The following is a 19,603-nucleotide window of genomic DNA, read 5'->3' on the forward strand; positions in this document are numbered from 1 at the left end:
CTCGCAATCGCATTGGAATCAGGCGTCAGTCGTCCGCCGGGCAGCCCCTTCTGCCCGGCGGACGCAATGTTCAGCCCGCCTTGGCGATCACTTCATCGGCGAAGCGGCGAAGATCGGCCTTCTTTTCGTCAAGCGGCTGGCGGTCTTCCTCCACCGCGTAAAGATTGCGGAAGGCGACCGCGATGTCGGTGACGCCGGCATCGCGCAGGCGGTTCACATCGTCGAGGCTGAGCATCTGGCCCATCGCGGTGGTGAAGATGCGATAGGGCTTGTTCGCCGTGCCCAGTTCCTCGCGATAGGCGGCCAGCTTATCGAGCAGCGGCTTGGTCTGATCATAAGTGCCGCCCGCGCACAGCCAGCCGTCGAAACGGGCGGCGCGCTTCAGCGCGGCATCCGAATGGCCGCCGATCAGGATCGGCAGCGGCTTGGTCGGCACCGGGTTAATCTTCACCGGCATGATATCGTAGAATTCGCCCTTGAAGCCGTAATAGCCGCCATTGGTGAGGCCGCGCACGATTTCCAGACATTCGTCGAAACGCTTGCCGCGCTTGCCGAAATCGACGCCCATCACCTTATAGTCCTCCTCCCAAACCGAGAGGCCGACGCCAAAGTTGAAGCGGTTGTTGGTGATCGCCGCGATCGAGGCCGCCAGCTTCGCCGAATAAAGCGGCGGGCGCACCGGCAGCTTGACGACGTTGGTGGTCATTTCCAGCGTCGTCGTCGACGCGCCGATCGCGGTTGCGAGGATGAAGCTTTCGACGAAGGGCTTGTTTTCCAGAAACTCGCGCCCGCCATCTTCGGTGTAGGTATATTTGCTGTCGGTATCCTGCGGGTAGATCAGGCTGTCCGGGATCATGTAGCCGGCATAGCCATGCGCTTCCGCGTCCTTGGCCAGCGGCAGCAGATTTTCGAACGGCGTCATCGATTCAGCGTGGTGGAAACGCATCAGGCCGGCTCCTCTCAACCTCTGTTCAGTCGGAGAGCGGCGTAGCGGATCGCGCGGGAAACGGCCAGAATCGCGATCAGGCCGGATTTGTCCGAAAGGACGCGGGCGATGTTCCGTTGGTGATATGGTTCAGCGGATCTGATCCCAGGCGGTCGCGATATCGGCGATGATGCCGCGCGCATCGTCGAGCGGTGCGGCGTCATTGTCGCGCACGGCGAGCGAGACGAGGCGGCTCGCTTCAGCATAGATCTTGGCGAGCAGCGGGGCGACATCGCCGCCCTTGTCATGATCGAGCCCCGCGTCGAGCGCGGCGATGATCGCGAGCACGCGGGTCTGGTTGTCGGCGCGCCGCGCGCCATCACCATTGCCCATCGCCGCCTTCAGCCCGCTCATCCGGGTCAGCAGTTCTTCATAGAGGATCGCCACCAGCCGATGCGGCGATGCGCCCTCGATCCGCGTCGCCACGTCCACGGCATGATAGCGGGCACCGGCGGGGGCATAACGGGCGCGGGCGGCGGAACCAAACATGCAAAACTCTCCTGTGGCGGCAGGAACGGGCCGCGGGAATATCGATGGTCAGGAACGGGGAAGCGGTTGATCAGCCGTCCTGGCTGTTCGTCCACATCTTGATCTGCTGGTCGAGATAGCTCTGCGTCGCCTTGAAGGCGGAGACGCGGGAATCCATGGTGGTGAACTGCTTGACGAGCTGGACGCGATAGCTTTCCTCACGCGTTTCCATGCGCTCGCGATCCTCGGCGATCGTCTTGGTTTCGGTGGTCAGCCGATTCTGCGAACTGGCGAGCGGGCCTCCGCTGGCGCGCAGCGCATCGCGGATCGCCTGCAGCGCGCCACCGACGCCGAGATCGATGGTGATCGTGCCTTCGGCGAGATTGCCGAGCGGTTCGATGATCAGCCCCTTGGACGGCGCCCCGATCGACGAGATCAGCTGGCCACCCGCCGCGATCGCGGAATGGCCGCCGATCTTGCCCGATGCCGGGTTGACGAGATCGCCCGCCACCAGATCGGAAACCGTGTAGGTGCCCGGCTTGGCACGGCCATAGGGGCTGACGATCTTGATCAGCGGCGACGAAGCCGTCTGGCCGGGATTGAACATCGCTTCGACGCCGTCAGGATCCTTTTCGAGCATCTCCGTCAGCCGCGCGCTATCGACGCTGAGCGTGCCGTTGCGTTCGGTGCGGACGCCGATTTCGGCCAGCGTCGACGGGCCACCCGCGCTCGACAGCACGGTGGACGTCAGCCGCGAAAGCTGGCGCTGCATGTCCCGGATGCCGACATCGCCGCGCAGAACGCCGGTGCTGGGCGCGGTCGCTTCGTCGAGGATCGACTTCAGTTCGTTATAAGCGGCGACGAAATCGTTGACCGCCTGGGCGATAACGTCGGTCTGGCGCTGCGCCCCGATCGCGACGGTGGTGCCGACCGCCGCCTTCTTGAGATCGATCTTCACGCCCGGAATAAGATCGGAAAAGCTGTTGGCCACGCGGCGAACCTCGACACCGTCGAGCTTGACGATGGCATCCTGCGCCTTCTGGGCCAGCGTCATGCCGGTCGCCGTGGCGGGGTCATAGGTGGCGGGATCGAAGGCGAACTGCTGCAACCCGGCATCGGCGGCGGGATCGACCGCCAGCTTGAAGCTCTGCGCATCGCCGGTCGCGCCCTTCAGCACGATCCGCGATCCGGCCGTATCCTCCAGGATCGAGGCGGTGACGCCCGCACTGGCGGCATTGATCGCGCGGGCAAGGCCGAGCAGCGAATCATTGGCCGAGTTGATCGTGATGTCGAACGTGCCGCTGGCCGTCGTCAGCGTAATCTTGCCCTGGCCGATCGGGTTGTTGGTGCCCGCCACATTGGCCGAGACGATCGACTGGGCGGCGGCGAGCTGCTTCACTTCAAGCTGCGCGGCAAGACCGCCGATCCGCGCGCCGGCGATCGCCGTGGTGCCGACGATGCTGCTGTCCGACGAGGTCGCCTGGGTGAACAGCGTTCCGCCCGAGATCAGCGAGCCGAGCGCCGTAGCGAAGCCATCGATACCGCCGACGATGCTGCCCAGCGCCGAAATCTTGGCGGTGTTGGTTTCCTCGCGCTTCTTGAGCAAATTTTCCTTCGGCGTCTTCGACGCGGCCGAAAGCTGGTCGATCAGCGAGGCTGTATCGAGCCCCGATCCGATACCCAGGCTGGCTGCAATCGATGTCACCGGCAATCCCCCAAATGTTCATTGGCAGGAACGGCGGGAATGCGCGGATGTTTAGGGCCGCGCGACGCTTTTTTCGCGGTTGCCGGCCGGCCCGCCTGCGCTAACGAAAGCCATGGCCGAACCGCATATCCTGATCCCGCCCGATCTTTCCCGCCAAGCCTTTGATGCGCGCATTGCAGACGGACGGATCGTGGCGCTGGGCGGCCGCACCATGGGCACAAGCTGGTCGGCAAAGATCGTCGCCACGCAAAGCCTCGCCGGGATGCAGGCGCTGCTCGAAACGCTGCTCGACCGCGTGATCGCCGAGATGAGCAATTGGGAAACGACAAGCGACATCAGCCGCTTCAACCGCGCCCCGGCGGGCCGTTGGCAGGCGCTGCCGCCCGATTTCTTCACGGTGTTGCGCCGCGCGCTCGACATCGCGGCGGCCAGTGGCGGCGCCTTCGATCCCACCGCCGGCGCACTGGTCGACCTGTGGGGCTTCGGCCCGGCCCCCGCGCGCTTGGCCCCGCCATCCGATACCGAGATCGCGGCCGCGCTGGCGGCGGCGGGGCATGGCCGCATCGCCATCGACATCCATGCGCGCCGCGCGCAGCAGCCGGGCGGGCTCGTGCTCGATCTGTCGGGCATCGCCAAGGGCTTTGCCGTCGATCTGCTGGCCGAACATCTGCGCGTGGCCGGCCATCGCCATTTTCTGGTCGAGGTGGGTGGTGAACTGGTGGGCGAAGGGGTGACGCCCGATGGCCAGCCCTGGTGGGTCGATCTAGAAGCCCCGCCCGGAAACCTGGTGCCGCCGGCGCGGATCGCGCTCCACGGCCTCGCGATCGCGACGACCGGCGATTATCGCCGCTATTTCGATCATGACGGGCAGCGTTACGCCCACAGCATCGATCCGCGATCGGGCCGGCCGGTGGCGAACGGCGTGGCCAGCGTGTCGGTGGTCCATCGCCGCTGCATGGACGCCGACGCCTGGGCCACCGCGCTCACCGTGCTGGGCATGGATCAGGGCATGGCGCTCGCGATCGAACAGGGCCTTGCCGCGCGCTTCATAAGCAACGAGGGCGGGGAAGCCTTCTCCCCCGCCCTCGCGGCGATGCTGGACTGATATCCCCAACCGCCCCCGGCCAAAGCCGGGGGGACGGAGGGACGAAAAGTCAGAAGCTGTAGAACAGGCTCAGGCGGGCCGAGCGGCCCTCGCCCGGCGTTGCCCAGCCGCCGGTGACCGCGCCGGTGGTGCCGTTCACGTTGCTGCGGATGCCGGTATAATAATTTTCGTCGGTGAAGTTCTGGACGTTGAGCTGCAGCGTCATGCCGTTGTCGAACGGATAGGACAGCATCGCCCGGTGGATGAGATAATCGTCCGAACGATATTGGACGCCGTTCAGCACCGAACTCTGGTTCAGGCCGAAGCTGCCCTGATAGGTGAAGCCGTAACCGAGCTGCAGGCCAAAGGGCAGCGTGTAGGTGGTGAACAGGCTGCCCGAATGCTTGGGCGTCTGCACCAGATTGTCGCCCGCCTGCGGATCGGGGTTGGCGACGCTGTTGGTGCAGTTATTTTGTCCCGGATTGGCCAGGCAGGCATCCGAAACACCCTGACGCACCTTGCTGTCGAGATAGGTGTAGTTGGCGAAGATCGACCAGGCTTCGGTGATGTTGCCGGTGGCGCCGAGCGCGATGCCGTCGACGCGCGACTTGCCGTCGAGCACCGGCAGCGAACCGACGACCGGATCGTTGGTCGGCACCGAGAAATTGGTGCGATCGTTGCGGAACACGGCGCCGGTCAGCTGGAGGCGGCGATCGAACAGATCGGCCTTCACGCCGACTTCATAGTTGAACGCCTTTTCGGCGCCGACATCGCAGGGGTCGACCGCGCCGCCGGGCGCATCGATGATCGGGCCACAGCCAAGCCGCACGGTGGCCGAACGCGGCGTGCGCGAATTGGCGTAAGCGGCATAGACGCTGACGGTTTCGACCGGCTTGTAATTCAGGCCGACGCGATAGGAGAACAGGTCCTCGCTGTTCTTCTGGTCATCACCGCGCTTGTAATCCCCCAGCGTCGCCACCGCCGTGGAGAAGGTGTCGGCGCGGAAGGTGCCCTTGTAATTTTCGTAGCGGGCGCCCGCGTTCAGCTCGAAATGCTGGCCAAGCTTGATCGTGTCGAAGGCGTAGATCGCCTTCGATTCATTGGTGCCGTAGGATTTCCCGCTGACGATCAGGTTCACCGCGCCGGCATAAGTGGTGTCGGGATTATAGATGTCGATCGGCGACTGCGGCTCGGCCTCGCCCGTCGCCTTGCGCAGCAGATTGCCGGTGGTGAGCTTGTAATCCTCCTTCGAGAAGGAGGCGCCGATGACGAAATTATGCTCCAGCCCGCCGGTGTTGAACACCGCCTTCAGATCGGTCTGGTTGTAGAACAGATCGTTGGTCTGGTTGCGCACCAGGCCGCGCGGCCCGCTGGGATAATAGGTGCCGGGCACATTCTGCGTTGCCGGACAGGCGTTGGGCTGGCCATTGGCACCGGTGGTCGGCTGGACGCCGCCGGGCAGGCAATAGACGCCCTGCGGCGCGCTCGTCACCGAATCCTGCTTCACGCGCTGGAAGCGGGTGAGGTTGCGGATCGACACCTTGTCGCTGAAGTCATGATCGATGCGCGCGGTCGCCTGGTCGAGGCGGATATCCTGATCGTCGAGATTGGCGATGCCGAAATAATCGCTGTCCGAAACGCCCGGCAGCGGCCCCTTGTTGGTCGGGCTGGCGAAGAAGGGCACGCCATAGACCGGGATATTATCGTCCTTCTGGTGGACGTAGGACAAAGTGAAGCGCGTCGGGCCATCCATGCCGATGGTGACGGACGGCGCGATGCCCCAACGCTTGTAGCGTTCGACGTCGCGGCCCGGATAATCGTTGCGGTGATAGACGCCGTTCAGCCGGAAGGCGACGAGATCGCTGACGCGCAGATTGCTGTCCACCGTGGCGCGATAATAATCGTCGGTGCCGATGCCCGCCGACAGGATCGTCAGATCGTCCGCCTGCGGCGTCTTGGTGACGAGGTTGATCGTCCCGCCGACCGAGCCCGAGCCGTTGAACACGGTGTTGGCGCCGTTATAGACTTCGATCTGCTGGAGATTGAAGGTTTCGGTGCGGCTATATTGGGCGCTGTCGCGCACGCCATCCTGCGTGATGTCGTTATTGGCCGAATAGCCGCGCAGGTTGATGCTGTCGCCATAGCCGCCGCCGCCTTCGCCGGCGCCGAAGGTGATGCCGGGGATCGTCTGCAGCGCGTCGCGCAGCGTGAGCAGGTTCTGCTTGCGCAGCGTCTGATCGCTGATCACGGTGATCGTCTGTGGCGTATCGAGCAGCGGGGCGGTCGCCTTCGGCGATTCGACGCGCTCGACCTTCACCTCTTCCTCGATCGCCGTCGCCTCAACCGTCACGCCGCCAAGCTTGCCGCCCTGCGTTTCGGACTGCGCCATGGCCGGCGCGGTGCTGATGAAGCCGACGCAGCCGAGCGCGATGAACGCGGGCAGGCTGGCGGACGAACGGAAATCGGAACTCGCCACGATGTTTCCCCCTTCGATTGCGGCCACGGTTTCGCGGCCCGAATGTTCGGGGTGGGCTACTGCTAGTCATTCTCAATAATGTCAACTGTCGATTACTGAGATCGATTTGCACGCTCAAAAAGCCACACGCGGATCGCGCTGGCGAGGTTGGGTGGATCGGGTTCAACGACGCGTTCGGCGTCGATCCGCGCGACGAGCGCGTTGAGCGGCAAGGCTTCCGCCTGCGCCGCATCGACCAGCGCCGCCCAGAAGACCGGCTCCAGGCTGATCGAGGTGGAATGGCCGGCGATCATCACCGAACGCTTGACGGGACCGGGCATCAAAAGGCCCCCCTCCCACCGGGCGGCGGGAGGGGGGGGGATCCCTCAATACATGTGCTGGCCACCGTTGATCGACAGCGTCGATCCGGTGACGAAGCCCGCTTCCTCGCCGGTCAGGAAGGTCACGCCACGGGCGATTTCCTCGGCATGGCCAAGCCGGCCGACGGGCACCTTGGCGACGATCTTGGCCAGCACGTCCTGCGGCACGGCGGCCACCATGTCGGTGTCGATATAGCCCGGCGCGATCGCGTTCACCGTCACGCCGAACTTCGCGCCTTCCTGCGCCAGCGCCTTGGTGAAGCCATGAATGCCCGACTTGGCGGCGGCATAATTGACCTGGCCATATTGGCCCGCCTGCCCGTTGATCGACCCGATATTGACGATCCGGCCCCAGCCGCGTTCGCGCATGCCCGGGAAGGTCGCCTTCGCCATGTTGAAGCACCCGCCCAGATTGGTGTCGATCACTTCCTTCCAGGCCTGCCAGTCCATCTTGAGCAGCGTGCCATCGCGGGTGATGCCGGCATTGTTGACCAGAATGTCGATCGGGCCCAGTTCGGCTTCGACCGCCTTCACGCCCGCCAGGCACGCATCATGATCGGCGACGTCCCATTTATAGGCGGGGATGCCAGTGCGTTCGGTGAAGGCGCGGGCGCGCTCGTCATTGCCGGCATAATTGGCGGCGACGGTGATTCCCTTCGCCTTGAGTGCGAGGCTGATCGCCTCGCCGATACCACGCGTTCCACCGGTCACGATCGCAACTCTGGCCACATCGATCTCCCACGCTAAATCCGATGAAAGACTAGAGAGGCGCCAGCCAGCCTTCAAGCTCGCGACGGAGCAGTTTTTTCAGCATGTCCACGCCGACCGGGCTGTCGTTCAGACAGGGCAGATAGGCGAAATGCTCACCCCCGGCGGCCAGGAAGGCGTCGCGCCCCTGCATCGCCACCTCCTCCAGCGTTTCGAGGCAATCGACCGAGAAGCCCGGCGCGATCACCGCGACACGGCTTATCCCCCGGGCGGGCAGGCCGCGCAGCGTGGCATCGGTTGCCGGTTCCAGCCATTTGGCCCGGCCGAATCGCGACTGGAAAGATGTGACGAGATCGCGCCCCAGCGCAGCGCCCAGCAACCGCGCGGTTTCCAGGCATTGCCGATGATAGGGGTCACCCAGATCCGCCGTCCGCTGCGGCATGCCATGGAAGCTCGCGACAATGGCCTGCGGCGCGAAATCGAGGGCCGCCAGCCCTGCTTCCACGCCCGCCCTGAGCGCGGCGATATAGGCTGGATCGTCATAATAAGGCGGCAGCGTGCGCACCGCCGGCTGCCAGCGCAACGCGCCGAGAGCGGCGAACGCCGCGTCATTGGCGGTGGCCGTCGTCGCGGCGCAATATTGCGGATAAAGCGGGGCGAGCAGGATGCGATCGCAGCCAGCGTCCTTCAGCGCCCGCACGCGATCGGCAATCGCCGGGCTGCCATAACGCATCGCATGGTCGACGATCACGCCGGGGCCAAAGGCATCGGCCAGCGCAGCGGCCTGCCCGCGCGTGAACGCCGCCAGCGGCGATCCATCGGGCCGCCACACCTGCTGATAGGCATGGGCCGATTTGGCCGGCCGCGTCGTCAGCACCAGACCGCGCAGGATCGGCTGCCAGATCAGCTGCGGGATTTCCACCACGCGCGGATCGGACAGAAACTCCTTCAGATAGCGCCGCACCGCGCCCGCCTCCGGCGCGTCGGGCGTGCCGAGATTGATCAGCAGCACGCCGATCCGGCCCTGTTCCGCCGCGACGCCCATCAGCCGATCGCCAGGGGCAGGCTGCGCAGCCGTTGCCCGGTCGCGGCGAACAACGCATTGGCGATCGCCGGCGCCACGGGCGGCACCGCGATTTCCCCCACGCCGCCCGGTTCTTCCTTGCTGGCGATCAGTTCGATCTGGATTTCGGGTGTCGTCGCCAGAATCGGCAGGTTCAGCGCGTCGAAGTTCCGCGCATCGGCCATGCCGCGGGTAAAGCCGGTGGTCGCGCCCAGCGCGGCGGCGATGCCCCAGACGATGCCGCCTTCGATCTGCTGGCGGACGATTTCGGGGTGAACGATGCGTCCGCAATCGACCGCCGCGAAAACGCGGTCGACGCTGATCTGCTGGCCTTCGCCGACACGCGCTTCCACCAGCATGGCGACATGGCTACCGAAGCTGGAATGGCAGGCCAGCCCCTGTACGCTGCCGGCCACACCGCCATCCCATCCGCCCATCGCCGTCACCGTCGTCAGGCAATGGGCGAGGCGGGTATTGCCGCCCATCATCTGCATGCGGAACGACAGCGGCTCGATCGCCGCGATGCGGGCCAGTTCGTCGACGAAGGATTCAGTGAAGAAGGCGGTGTAGCTGTGCGCCACGGATCGCCAGATGCCGGTCGGAATGCCGATATCGGCGGGCAGATGGTCGATCGCGATCGCGGGGATCGCATAAGGCGGCAGCGCGCCTTCCACGGCGGACAGTTCCGCCTTCGCGCCCGGCTCGCCCGATCCCGGCATCAGCCGCGATCCCATCGAGGCCATCGCCGCCGGCGCGGCGATCCGCGCCTGCCAGCCCAATATCTCGCCCCCCTTGCCAAGCGCGGCCGACAGGCGCCCGCGTGCCGGCGGGCGATAGCGATCCTGCTGGATATCGTCGCGGCGCGACCAGGTGAGTTGCACCGGGCGCCGCACTTCGCGGGCGATGATCGCCGCCTGCACCGCCGCGTCATTTTCGATCTTGCGGCCGAAACCGCCGCCGACGAGCATCGGGTAGATCGTCACCTGCGCTTCGGCCATGCCCATCGCCCCGGCGACGACGCTGCGCGACAGGCCGGGCGCCTGCGTCGGCATCCAGATTTCCAGCTTGTCGCCGGTCAGCCGGGCGGTGGCGACCAGCGGCTCCATCGCCGCATGAACCGCGACGGGCACGCCATAATCGACCTTCAGCCCCTTCGCATTCTGGAACGCGGCATCGACATCGCCGACCGCAAAGAAGCGCGTCGCCTCATCCCCGTCGAGCGCGGCGGCCAGGGCTTTGTCGATCGACGCACTGTCGGGGAACGGCCCCTGGGTGGTGAAGCGCGGCCGCATCGCATCCAGCGCCCGCTCGGCCGCCCAGCCGTTGGTCGCAACCGCCGCCACCCAGCCGGGATTTTCAACGACGGCGATCGTGCCCGCCACCTTTTCGGCCGCCTTCTTGTCGACGCCCGCCAGGCTGGTCGCGCCATGGGGGCCATGGCGGACGGCGGCATAGACCATGTCCTGCACGCGCACATCACCGGCAAAGCGCGCCGATCCGTCCACCTTGGACGGCAGATCGATGCGCGGCACCGGCCGGCCGGAAAGCCCGCCCGCGCCCACCGCGCGCAGCGTGACGCCCTTGGGCACGTCCAGCGCCGCCGCCTCAGCCGCGAGTTCGCCAAAGCGCAGGCGATCATCGCCCCGGGTGACGAAGCCCGCCGCCGTGTCGCAGGCCCGCCAGTCGGCGTTCCACCTTTTGCCCGCCGCTGCGCACAGCAGGGCGCGGGCGGCGGCACCCGCTTCGCGAAAGCGCGCCTCGAACCCGCGGATCGAACTCGACCCGCCTGTCACCATCATCGCCGATCGGATCGCGAACTGGCGCGCCGCCCAGCCGCCCACGCCCTTCAGCAGATCTGGCATCATGTTCTGTGCCGCTTCGCCGATCAGGAAATCATTGGCGTAAAGCGGGCTGATCGGCGCGGGCTCCACCGCCACGGTGCGCCAGTCCGCGCCAAGTTCATCGGCCAGCACCTGCGGCAGCGAGGTCCATACCCCCTGCCCCATTTCCGCCTGCGGAACGACGACGACGATATGGCCGTCCTCGCCGATTTTCAGGAAGGCGTTGAAGATCGCCTCACCCGGATTGGCGACAAGATTGGGGCGATAGCTGCGCGGCCACAGCCCCCAGGCGAGCAGCAGGCCGGCACCGGCGCCGCCGCCGACCAGCAATGTGCGGCGGTTCAGTTCCACAGGGGGCGTCCACGTCCGATCATGGCGATGGTGAATAGGGGCCGACGCGCGCGAACGCCAGCCACCAGACGGCGGGCAAATGCCTGATTTTCCCGATCAGCCTGACCGCCAGCGGCGTTTACGCCCGTGCTCAGGCCGCCCGCGCATCGGCCGCCGCCTGCGCGCGGAAGCTGGTGCGCAGCGCCACCCGATCGATCTTGCCGGTGCCGAGGCGCGGCATCGGTTCGGTGACCAGCCACAATCGCGCGGGCAGCTTGAACTTCGCCAGCCGCCCGGCGAGAAACCCGGTCAACGCCGCGCCATCCGCCGATGCGCCATCGCGCAGCCGGACGACCGCACCAACCACCTCGCCCAGACGCTCGTCGGGCAGGCCGAACACGCAGGCCTCGGCGGTGTCCGGATGGGTGTAGAGCGCCGATTCGACCTCGATGCACGAGATGTTCTCGCCACCCCGGATGATGATGTCCTTCACCCGATCGACGATGAACAGATAGCCATCCTCGTCCAGATAGCCGAGATCGCCGGTCAGGAAGTAGCCATCGGGGCGGAACGCGGCCGCCGTCGCTTCGGCATTGTCCCAATAGCCGCGCACATTGGCGGCGGACGCGATCCCGATCTCGCCGGTTTCGCCGGCCGGCAGGGCGTTGCCGTCCTCGCCGAAGATCGCAACCTCGACGAAGGGCGCCTGCGCCGGGCCGGTGGAGGACGGCTTGGCGACATAATTGTCGCGGCAATTGGTGCAGCCGACCGCATTGGTCTCGGTCAGGCCATAGCCCATCATCGGATGGCCCTTGGGGAAGCTTTCGATCAGCCGGGGCACATGGCTGGGCGGGCGCGGCGCGCCGCCGGCGGCGATATCGAGCAGCGTCGACAGATCATATTTGTGCCGTTCGGGATGCTGCATCAGTTCCAGGCTCATCGTCGGCACGCCGACGAAATAGCTCACCTTCTCCGCCTCGATCAGCCGCAGCGCCTCGCCCGCATCCCATTTCGGCATCAGCACCAGCTTGCGCTGGATGACGAAGCTGGCGATGAACACCGGGATTTCGCCGGTGACGTGGAACAGCGGCACCGTCACCAGCGCCGCCGGCGGGCTGGGCAGGTTCTTGCGATCGCCGCCATGGAAAGTGCCGAGCAACATCGCCGTCAGCGACACGAAGCAATACGTGGAGGTGGTGACCGCGCGATGCGTGGAAACCGCGCCCTTGCTCTTGCCTGTCGAACCGGAGGTGAAGAGGATGGTGGCGTCGTCATCGGCATCGACCTGCGGCAACGCCGCCTCGGCAACGCCATCGATCAGTGGCGCAAGCGCGTGGGCGATCGGCTGTTCGATCGGCAGGCCGACGATCCGCCCGGCATATCCGCTTTCCTGCAGCCGCTGCGCGCGTGGGCCATCCGCGATGATCAGGCTGGGCGTCGTCAGTTCGAGCCCGAACGCCATTTCGGCCGGCGTCCACCAACCATTGACCAGCGTCGCGATACCGCCGGCCTTGGCGATGGCGACATAAGCGACGATCCAGGCCGGTGCATTGCGCATCGCGATCGCCACGCGATCGCCCTTGCGGATGCCATGCCCGCCTGCGAGCGCGCGGGCCAGCCGTTCGGACCACATGTCGATCTCGCGATAGGTCAGCCGCTCGTCGCCCGCGACCAGCGCGATTTCGTCGCCATGTTCGCCGCAGAAAAAGCGGAACAGATCGCCGATCGTCGCCGGCAGCTTCGCCGCCACGGCCCGGCCCTGCGCGTCGAGCGTCGTCTCGATGAGTCCGCCCGGACCCGTCAGCGCGCCCATCACCGCCTTCATGCGAGCGTCCTGCTCACTTGGCATCGCTCGTCCTCTCGCTCTTTGCGTTTCTTGTCGTGCCCTTTATGAGGGCCAAAATCCTCGGGGAAAAGCCTTGATCCTGACCTTCCTCGCTGACGCTACGGCAGCCATACGTTTCGAAGACCTCGGCCTGTCCCCGGTCGTTCCGGGTATGGATTTCGGCGCGTTCAAGCTTCGCTGGTATTCGCTTGCCTATATCGGCGGCATCCTGATCGGCTGGTGGTATCTGCTCAAGCTGCTGGCCCAGCCCGGCGCGCCGATGGCGCGGCGCCACGCCGACGACATGGTCTTCTATGCCACGCTCGGCATCCTGCTCGGCGGGCGGCTGGCCTATGTCACCTTCTACCAGCCGGAAATCTGGCAGAACCCGCTCGATGTGCTGAAATTGTGGGAAGGCGGCATGTCCTTCCACGGCGGCGTCATCGGCGTGTCGCTGGGCATCATCTACCTGGCGTGGAAGAACAAGCTCAACTGGCTGCGCATCCACGATTATGTCGCCTGCTGCGTGCCCTTCGGCCTGCTTTTCGGCCGGCTCGCCAATTTCGTGAATGGCGAACTGTGGGGCCGCGCCACCGACGCGCCCTGGGGCATGATCTTCCCGCGCGGCGGCGAAGTCGTGCGTCATCCCAGCCAGCTTTATGAAGCCGGGCTCGAAGGCGTGGTGCTGTTCGCCGTCTTGTGGTTCCTGTTCTGGAAGACGGACGCGCGCTACCAGCCGGGCAAGCTCGTCGGCACCTTCCTGCTCGGCTACGGCCTCAGCCGCTTCACCGTCGAATTCTTCCGCGAACCGGACGCGCAGCTGATGCAGTTCGCGGTCGAAACCGGGCTCAGCATGGGCCAGTGGCTGACCGTGCCGATGATTCTCGGCGGCCTCTACCTCATCGTCACCGCCAAGGGCCGGCGCCAGCGGGTCGAGCCGATCGCCGGCGGCGAGAGCGTCCCCTGAAGCCCGCCGGAACAGCCTTAATGACGGCCGGGGCGGCTTGCGCAACGAACCGAAAAGACGGAGACGGGGCGGCATGACCGCCCCGTTTTCCTGTGAGGATCGCCTTGTCCGCCTGATCGAGACGATGGGCCCCATTCCCATCGCGCAGTTCATGGCGGAGGCCAACGGGGCCTATTATGCCGCGCGCGATCCGCTGGGCGCGGCGGGCGATTTCATCACCGCGCCCGAAATCAGCCAGATGTTCGGCGAACTGATCGGCCTGTGGCTGGCCGATCTGTGGCAGCAGGCGGGCGAAAGCGACGTCGCTTATGTCGAACTGGGGCCGGGGCGCGGCACGCTGGCGCAGGATGCGACACGGGCGATGCGCGCCGTGGGCCTCACGCCGGCGGTGCATTTCGTGGAAACCAGCCCCGCGCTCCGCGCCGCGCAGGCGGAACGCTTTCCCAATGCCGCCTGGCATGACGATCTTTCGACGCTGCCGACCAACAAGCCACTGCTCGTCGTTGCGAACGAGTTTTTCGATGCGCTGCCGATCCGCCAGCTCGTCCGCTCGGTCAACGGCTGGCGCGAACGGATGGTCGCTTATGGCCCTGACGGCTTTGTGCCGGTGGCCGGCGACCTGCCGGTCGATGCGCTGGTGCCGCCGCGCCTGCACGATGCGCAGCCCGGCAGCATCCTGGAAAGTTCCCCCGCCTCGGTTTCGATCGCGCGCGACATCGCGTCGCGCATCGCCGATCAGGGCGGCGTCGCGATCATCGTCGACTATGGCTATGCCGGCTATGCGGCGGGCGATACGCTGCAGGCCGTCCATGCCCATGCCTATGCCGATCCCTTCGCCCGGCCCGGAACGCGCGATCTGACCGCGCATGTCGATTTCACCGCACTCGACCATGCCGCGCGCGGCGAAGGGCTGCATGTCCACGGCCCCATCGGCCAGGGCGAATGGCTCGAACGGCTGGGCATCGGCGCCCGCGCCGCCGCGCTGACCCAGGGATCGCCCCATCGCGGCGAGGAAATCGCCGCCGCGCGCCATCGGCTGACCCATGCCGAGGAGATGGGCGAATTGTTCAAGGTGATGGCCCTCACCGCCCCCGAATGGCCCGAGCCGGCGGGGTTCGACGACTGAGCCGACTTGCCTTATGGGCGGGGGCATGACCGATATTGTCGAACCGATCCGCGCGCCTTCGCTGGGCGATGTCCGCCATGGCTTTCTCGGCCGCAGGGGCGGCGTTTCCACCGGCATCCATGCCGGGCTGAACGTCGGCTTGGGATCGGACGACGATCGCGACGCGATTCTCGAAAATCGGCGGCGGGCGGTGGCGGCCGTCGCGCCGGGCGCGGCGCTGGTGACGCTGCATCAGGTGCATTCGGCGGATGCGGTGGCGGTCACCGCGCCCTTTGCCGATGATGCCCGCCCCCATGCCGATGCGCTCGTCACCGACCGGCCCGGCCTGCTGCTCGGCATCCTGACCGCCGATTGCGTGCCGGTGCTGTTCGCCGATCCGGCGGCCGGGGTGGTCGGTGCCGCCCATGCGGGCTGGAAGGGCGCGATCAACGGCGTCACCGATGCCACCATCGCCGCGATGGAAAAGCTCGGCGCGGATCGCGGCCGCATCGTCGCGGCGATCGGGCCATGCATCGCCCGCGCCTCCTATGAGGTCGACGACGGCTTCTTCCGCCGCTTCGCCGAAGCCGATCCCGAGAATGAACGCTTCTTTGCCGATGGCGTGCGCGACGGGCATCACCAGTTCGATATCGAAGCCTATGTCACCGCGCAGCTGGCGGCGGCGGGCATCGGCCGGGTCGCGGCGCTGGGGCTCGACACCTATGCCCATGAGGATCGCTTCTACAGCTTCCGCCGCGCCACGCATCGCGGCGAGCCGGGCTATGGCCGCCAGGTCTCGCTGATCGGTCTATAGCGCGCGCAGCGCCCGCGCCGGGCGGGCGGCGAGCGCGGGCAGCGATCCGAGAAGACCGAGCGCGAGCGTGCCGAAACCGCCGATCGCCAGCGTGACGCCCACCACCCGCCAGTCGGTCGCCCAGTCGAGTTCGAACACACGGGTCACCACATACCAGCCCGCTGCCGCGCCGATGCCGGCGGCAAGGATGGAAAGGATCAGCGCCAGCACGGCATATTCGATCGCCTGCGCCGCCAGCACCTGCCCGCGCGTCGCGCCAAGCAGCTTGAGCAGCACCGAATCATAGATGCGGGCACGACGCGACGCCGCAATCGCGCCGACCAGCACCGCGATCCCCGCCGCCAGCGCGACCGACGCGGCGGCCCGCACCGCCGTCGAAAGCTGGCCGAGCACGCCCGCCACCTGACCGATCACTTCCTTGACGCGAATCAGCGAGACCGAGGGGAACGCTTGCGTGATCGCCCGGTTCAGCGTCACCTCCCCAGTTTCGGGCATGGCGATCGTCGCCATATAGCTGTGGGGGGCGCCTTCCAGCACGCCGGGCGAATAGACCAGCACGAAGTTGAAGCCCATCGTGTCCCACTTGATCTCGCGCAACGACGCGATCTTCGCGGGCACTTCGACGCCGAGCACCGAGACTATGATCTCGTCCCCGATGCCGAGGCCGAGCGCGCGCGCCGCCTCTAGGTCGAGCGAAACGAGCGGCGGCCCCTGATAATCGGCCGGCCACCATTTGCCGGCCACGATGCGGCTCCCTTCGGGCGGCGTCGCCGCATAAGTGAGGCCGCGATCGCCGCGCAATATCCACGCGCCTTCGGGTAGCTCCTTGAGCTCCGCGACGCGCTTGCCGCCGAACGACACCACCGGCCCGCGCAGCGACGCCACCATCTTCACCTCGGCGCCCGGGGCCTGGGCGGCGACCAGCGCGAGGAAGCGATCCTTGTCCTCCACCGGAATATCGAGCGCGAAGAAGCTCGGTGCCTTGGCCGGCACGGTGCTGCGGATCTGCCCCGACAGGTTGGTTTCCACCACCGCCAGCGTGGCGAACAGGGTGAGGCCGAGGCCAAGCGCGACGACCAGCCGGCCCGTCTGCGCGCCCGGGCGATGCAGGTTGGCGACGGCAAGGCGGACGAGCGGGCGGCGCGAACGCGGCAGGCCCGCCGCTACACGGCGCACCAGCCAGCCAAGCGCGGTGAGCAGGAGCAGGAGCCCCGCGGCCGCGCCGACGAACATCGCCGCGAACAGCGGGTCACGCGCGGTGCCGACGGCGAGCGCCACGATCGCCGTCAATGTCAGGCCGATCGCGGCGATCACCGGGCCAGTCGGGCGTGCCGCGCCCTCCACCCCGCCCCGGAACAGGGAGGCGGCTGTCACCGCGCGCGCGCGCGCCAGCGGGGCGAGGACGAAGAGCAGCGTGATCAGCACGCCATAAAGCGCGGCCAAGGCGAGCGGGCCGGGATGCACGGCAAAGCGCGGCTGCACCGGCAGCGCATCGCCCGCGACGGCGACGACCGCCAGCGGCACCAGGCTGCCCGCGACGAGGCCGGCCACGATACCCGCGCCCGCGATCAGCCCGATCTGGATCAGATAGGACAGGAAGATCGTGCGCGAGGATGCACCCAGCGCCTTCAGCGTGGCGATCGCGCCGCGCTTGCCTTCCAGATAGGATGTCACGCCATTGCCCACGCCGATCCCGGCCACCGCCAGCGCGGTCAGCCCGACGAGCATCAGGAACTGGCCGAGGCGACCGATGAAGCGCCGCGTGCCGGGCGCCGCATTGGTCCGGTCCTGCACCTCCCAGCCGGCGCTGGGGAAACGATCGGCAAGGCGCTTGGCGACGGCGCCGGCATCGACGCCATCGGCAAGCCGGATGCGGTAGCGCGTGGTATAGAGGCTGCCCGGCTGGACGAGCCCCGTCGCCTTCAGCCCGTCCATATCGACCAGCGCGACCGGGCCGAAGGTGAAGCCTTCGCCGACACGATCGGGTTCCTCCGCGATGAGCCCGATGACGCGCAATTCCGCGTCGCCGATGCGGATCGGATCGCCCGGCTTCACCTGCAGCCGTTCGGCCAGCGCCGGGGCGATGGCAACGTCGCGACCCGCCGGGCGCGGCGCCAGCGCGCCGGGCGCGAGGCGAAACTGGCCGTAGAGCGGATAGACGCCATCGACGCCCTTCAGCTCCGCGAGCGCCGCCTGGCTGCCATCGGGGCGCGAGGCCATGGCCCGCATACGGATCGTTTCCGAAAGATCGCCGGCGGCCGCGAAGGCTGCGCGCTCGGCGTCGTCGGCGGTGCGCTGAACGATCTCCATCTCGACATCGCCGCCGAGGATAGACTGGCCCTGCAACGCGAGTTCGGAGGTGATCGCGGTGGAAAGGCTGCCCACTCCGGCCAGCGCCGCGACGCCGAGAAACAGGCAAACGGCCAGCAGGCGGAGCCCGGCAAAGCCCCCGCGCAGATCGCGCAGCGCCAGCGTGAGGGGAAGGTTCATCGGCCCGCCGCGCTGTCGCGCACGATGCGGCCGTCAAGCATCTCGATCACCCGGCCGCAGCGCGCGGCCAGCGCGGGATCGTGCGTGATGACGAGCAGGGTTTCGCCGGTTTCGCGCTGGCGACCGAACAGCAGGTCCATGATCGCCGCGCCGGTTTTCGCATCGAGATTGCCGGTGGGTTCGTCGGCGAACAGGATGGCGGGCGCGGGGGCGACCGCGCGGGCGATGGCCACGCGCTGCTGTTCGCCGCCGGAAAGCTGGGCGGGATAATGGCCCGTGCGATGGCCAAGCCCTACCGCTTCCAGCTCGGCACGGGCGCGGGCGAAGGCATCGCCCTGCCCGGCCAGTTCCAGCGGCACCGCCACATTTTCCAGCGCGGTCATCGTCGGCAGCAGGTGGAAGGCCTGCAGGATGATGCCGATCCGCCCACGCCGCGCCTTGGCCAGCGCGTCCTCGTCCATCGCGCCGAAATCGGCGCCCGCCACATGGATCTCGCCGCTATCGGCCCGTTCCAGCCCGGAGAGCACCGCCATCAGCGATGATTTGCCCGATCCCGAGGGCCCCAGCAGCGCCACCGTCTCGCCCCTGGCGATGGCGAGGTCGATCCCGCGCAGGATATCCACGCGCGCTTCGCCCTTGCCCAGCGCCAGCGTGACATTCCGGGCATGGATGGCGATATTGTCGGCTGACATGATGAAGGAAGGTATCCCTTTGAGGCCAGATCGTTTCGCATATGGCGTGCGCCGGCTGATTGTCCATGCCGCCGCTTTGCTGACATTGTTCGTTACCCTGCCCGCCCATGCCGCCGACCGGCTGGTCGTGGCGTTCGGCGACAGCCTGATGGCGGGATATCAGCTGAAACCGGGCGAAGGCTTCGCGCCGCGCCTCGAAGCCGCGTTGCGCAAGAGCGGGGTGGCCGCGCACGTCCACAATGCCGGCGTGTCGGGCGATACCACCGCTCAGGGCAAGGCGCGGTTGGGCTGGGTGCTCGGCGCGCTGAAGGCCAGGCCCGATCTCGTGATCGTCGAACTCGGCGCCAACGATATGCTACGCGGCCTGCCCAATGCGCAGACGCGGCTGAACCTCGACGCGATCCTGACCGACCTGAAGCGCCGCAAGGTGCCCGTCCTGATCGCGGGCATGCGTGCCGCGCCCAATATGGGGCCGGCTTACACGAAGGAATTCAACGCCATCTATCCCACGCTGGCGCGCAAGCACGGCCTTCCGCTATATCCCTTCTTCATGGAGGGCGTGGCCGCCAACCGCGCCCTGCTGCTGAAGGACGGGATGCACCCCAATCCGCGCGGGGTGGACGTGATCGTGCGGGGCATCCTGCCACAGGTGCGCAAGGCGCTGGCGCAATAGCAGGCGCCACGCCACCAG

General features: G+C 67.1%; 16 protein-coding genes. 5 read left to right on the forward strand and 11 right to left on the reverse strand.

The genetic code is table 11. The features are described from left to right. Positions 1-70 precede the first annotated feature (70 nt). From CHB74_RS07640 to fliD, 3 genes are all read right to left on the reverse strand, one after another. Positions 71-946 carry an LLM class flavin-dependent oxidoreductase gene (locus CHB74_RS07640; RefSeq protein ID WP_089219036.1) on the reverse strand — a complete coding sequence of 292 codons (876 nt, stop codon included), beginning with the start codon at positions 944-946 and terminating at the stop codon, positions 71-73. 129 nt (positions 947-1,075) lie between these two features. Further along, the gene (locus CHB74_RS07645; protein WP_089219037.1) at positions 1,076-1,474 is read right to left on the reverse strand and encodes a flagellar export chaperone FliS; all 399 of its coding nucleotides are present in this window, start codon (positions 1,472-1,474) and stop codon (positions 1,076-1,078) included. A 70-nt stretch (positions 1,475-1,544) separates the two neighbouring features. Continuing rightward, positions 1,545-3,158 (reverse strand): flagellar filament capping protein FliD, encoded by a 1,614-nt coding sequence (gene fliD, locus CHB74_RS07650; protein ID WP_089219114.1) that lies wholly within the window; start codon positions 3,156-3,158, stop codon positions 1,545-1,547. 112 nt (positions 3,159-3,270) lie between these two features. Here fliD and CHB74_RS07655 point away from each other — a divergent pair, with 112 nt between their 5' ends. After that, complete coding sequence (locus CHB74_RS07655; RefSeq protein WP_089219038.1) at positions 3,271-4,263, forward strand: FAD:protein FMN transferase; 993 nt, start codon at positions 3,271-3,273, stop codon at positions 4,261-4,263. Positions 4,264-4,312: 49 nt separating this feature from the next. On the opposite strand, the gene CHB74_RS07660 is transcribed toward CHB74_RS07655, so the two are convergent. The 6 genes from CHB74_RS07660 to CHB74_RS07685 all read right to left on the reverse strand — a co-directional run bounded on the left by CHB74_RS07660 (position 4,313) and on the right by CHB74_RS07685 (position 12,844). Then, complete coding sequence (locus tag CHB74_RS07660) at positions 4,313-6,718, reverse strand: TonB-dependent receptor (RefSeq protein WP_245842725.1); 2,406 nt, start codon at positions 6,716-6,718, stop codon at positions 4,313-4,315. Positions 6,719-6,810: 92 nt separating this feature from the next. Continuing rightward, positions 6,811-7,038, reverse strand: coding sequence for a ribbon-helix-helix domain-containing protein (locus CHB74_RS07665; RefSeq protein WP_089219039.1), 228 nt, complete (start codon positions 7,036-7,038; stop codon positions 6,811-6,813). 45 nt (positions 7,039-7,083) lie between these two features. Next, positions 7,084-7,806: an acetoacetyl-CoA reductase gene (gene phbB, locus CHB74_RS07670; protein ID WP_089219040.1), complete on the reverse strand. Its 723-nt coding sequence runs from the start codon at positions 7,804-7,806 to the stop codon at positions 7,084-7,086. A gap of 31 nt (positions 7,807-7,837) precedes the next feature. Further along, complete coding sequence (gene hemH, locus CHB74_RS07675; RefSeq protein WP_089219041.1) at positions 7,838-8,830, reverse strand: ferrochelatase; 993 nt, start codon at positions 8,828-8,830, stop codon at positions 7,838-7,840. Beyond that, a complete protein-coding gene (locus CHB74_RS07680; protein ID WP_089219042.1) occupies positions 8,830-11,040 on the reverse strand; it encodes a xanthine dehydrogenase family protein molybdopterin-binding subunit in 2,211 nt (736 codons plus the stop codon). The genes hemH and CHB74_RS07680 overlap by 1 nt, the downstream gene beginning before the upstream one ends. A 130-nt stretch (positions 11,041-11,170) precedes the next feature. Next, the gene (locus tag CHB74_RS07685; RefSeq protein WP_089219043.1) at positions 11,171-12,844 is read right to left on the reverse strand and encodes a class I adenylate-forming enzyme family protein; all 1,674 of its coding nucleotides are present in this window, start codon (positions 12,842-12,844) and stop codon (positions 11,171-11,173) included. A gap of 94 nt (positions 12,845-12,938) precedes the next feature. Between CHB74_RS07685 and lgt the strand changes: the two genes are divergently transcribed. The 3 genes from lgt (at position 12,939) to pgeF (ending at position 15,730) form a co-directional block, all read left to right on the forward strand. Beyond that, complete coding sequence (lgt, locus tag CHB74_RS07690) at positions 12,939-13,811, forward strand: prolipoprotein diacylglyceryl transferase (RefSeq protein ID WP_089219044.1); 873 nt, start codon at positions 12,939-12,941, stop codon at positions 13,809-13,811. A gap of 73 nt (positions 13,812-13,884) precedes the next feature. After that, positions 13,885-14,937 carry a class I SAM-dependent methyltransferase gene (locus CHB74_RS07695; RefSeq protein ID WP_089219045.1) on the forward strand — a complete coding sequence of 351 codons (1,053 nt, stop codon included), beginning with the start codon at positions 13,885-13,887 and terminating at the stop codon, positions 14,935-14,937. 25 nt (positions 14,938-14,962) lie between these two features. Further along, positions 14,963-15,730: a peptidoglycan editing factor PgeF gene (gene pgeF, locus CHB74_RS07700; RefSeq protein WP_089219116.1), complete on the forward strand. Its 768-nt coding sequence runs from the start codon at positions 14,963-14,965 to the stop codon at positions 15,728-15,730. On the opposite strand, the gene CHB74_RS07705 is transcribed toward pgeF, so the two are convergent. Together CHB74_RS07705 and CHB74_RS07710 are read right to left on the reverse strand one after the other, a co-directional pair. Then, positions 15,725-18,220, reverse strand: coding sequence for an ABC transporter permease (locus CHB74_RS07705; protein ID WP_089219046.1), 2,496 nt, complete (start codon positions 18,218-18,220; stop codon positions 15,725-15,727). The genes pgeF and CHB74_RS07705 overlap by 6 nt on opposite strands. After that, positions 18,217-18,912 (reverse strand): ABC transporter ATP-binding protein, encoded by a 696-nt coding sequence (locus tag CHB74_RS07710; protein WP_089219047.1) that lies wholly within the window; start codon positions 18,910-18,912, stop codon positions 18,217-18,219. Before CHB74_RS07710 ends, CHB74_RS07705 begins: the two co-directional genes overlap by 4 nt. Between CHB74_RS07710 and CHB74_RS07715 the strand changes: the two genes are divergently transcribed. Continuing rightward, positions 18,911-19,585 (forward strand): arylesterase, encoded by a 675-nt coding sequence (locus CHB74_RS07715; RefSeq protein ID WP_089219048.1) that lies wholly within the window; start codon positions 18,911-18,913, stop codon positions 19,583-19,585. The two genes, CHB74_RS07710 and CHB74_RS07715, sit on opposite strands and share 2 nt — an antisense overlap. The last annotated feature ends 18 nt before the right edge of the window (positions 19,586-19,603 follow it).

Origin of the sequence: Edaphosphingomonas laterariae (genome assembly GCF_900188165.1) — a bacterium.
Classification (GTDB): Bacteria; Pseudomonadota; Alphaproteobacteria; order Sphingomonadales; family Sphingomonadaceae; genus Sphingomonas_E; species Sphingomonas_E laterariae.

Bases quoted from the DNA above. Each gene is read 5' to 3' on its own strand.
- CHB74_RS07665 (WP_089219039.1), bottom strand. From the start codon at position 7,038: ATGCCCGGTCCCGTCAAGCGTTCGGTGATGATCGCCGGCCATTCCACC.
- CHB74_RS07705 (WP_089219046.1), bottom strand. From the start codon at position 18,220: ATGAACCTTCCCCTCACGCTGGCGCTGCGCGATCTGCGCGGGGGCTTT.
- CHB74_RS07685 (WP_089219043.1), bottom strand. From the start codon at position 12,844: ATGAAGGCGGTGATGGGCGCGCTGACGGGTCCGGGCGGACTCATCGAG.
- CHB74_RS07715 (WP_089219048.1), top strand. From the start codon at position 18,911: ATGATGAAGGAAGGTATCCCTTTGAGGCCAGATCGTTTCGCATATGGC.
- CHB74_RS07645 (WP_089219037.1), bottom strand. From the start codon at position 1,474: ATGTTTGGTTCCGCCGCCCGCGCCCGTTATGCCCCCGCCGGTGCCCGC.
- CHB74_RS07695 (WP_089219045.1), top strand. From the start codon at position 13,885: ATGACCGCCCCGTTTTCCTGTGAGGATCGCCTTGTCCGCCTGATCGAG.
- hemH (WP_089219041.1), bottom strand. From the start codon at position 8,830: ATGGGCGTCGCGGCGGAACAGGGCCGGATCGGCGTGCTGCTGATCAAT.
- CHB74_RS07640 (WP_089219036.1), bottom strand. From the start codon at position 946: ATGCGTTTCCACCACGCTGAATCGATGACGCCGTTCGAAAATCTGCTG.
- CHB74_RS07655 (WP_089219038.1), top strand. From the start codon at position 3,271: ATGGCCGAACCGCATATCCTGATCCCGCCCGATCTTTCCCGCCAAGCC.
- CHB74_RS07710 (WP_089219047.1), bottom strand. From the start codon at position 18,912: ATGTCAGCCGACAATATCGCCATCCATGCCCGGAATGTCACGCTGGCG.
- pgeF (WP_089219116.1), top strand. From the start codon at position 14,963: ATGACCGATATTGTCGAACCGATCCGCGCGCCTTCGCTGGGCGATGTC.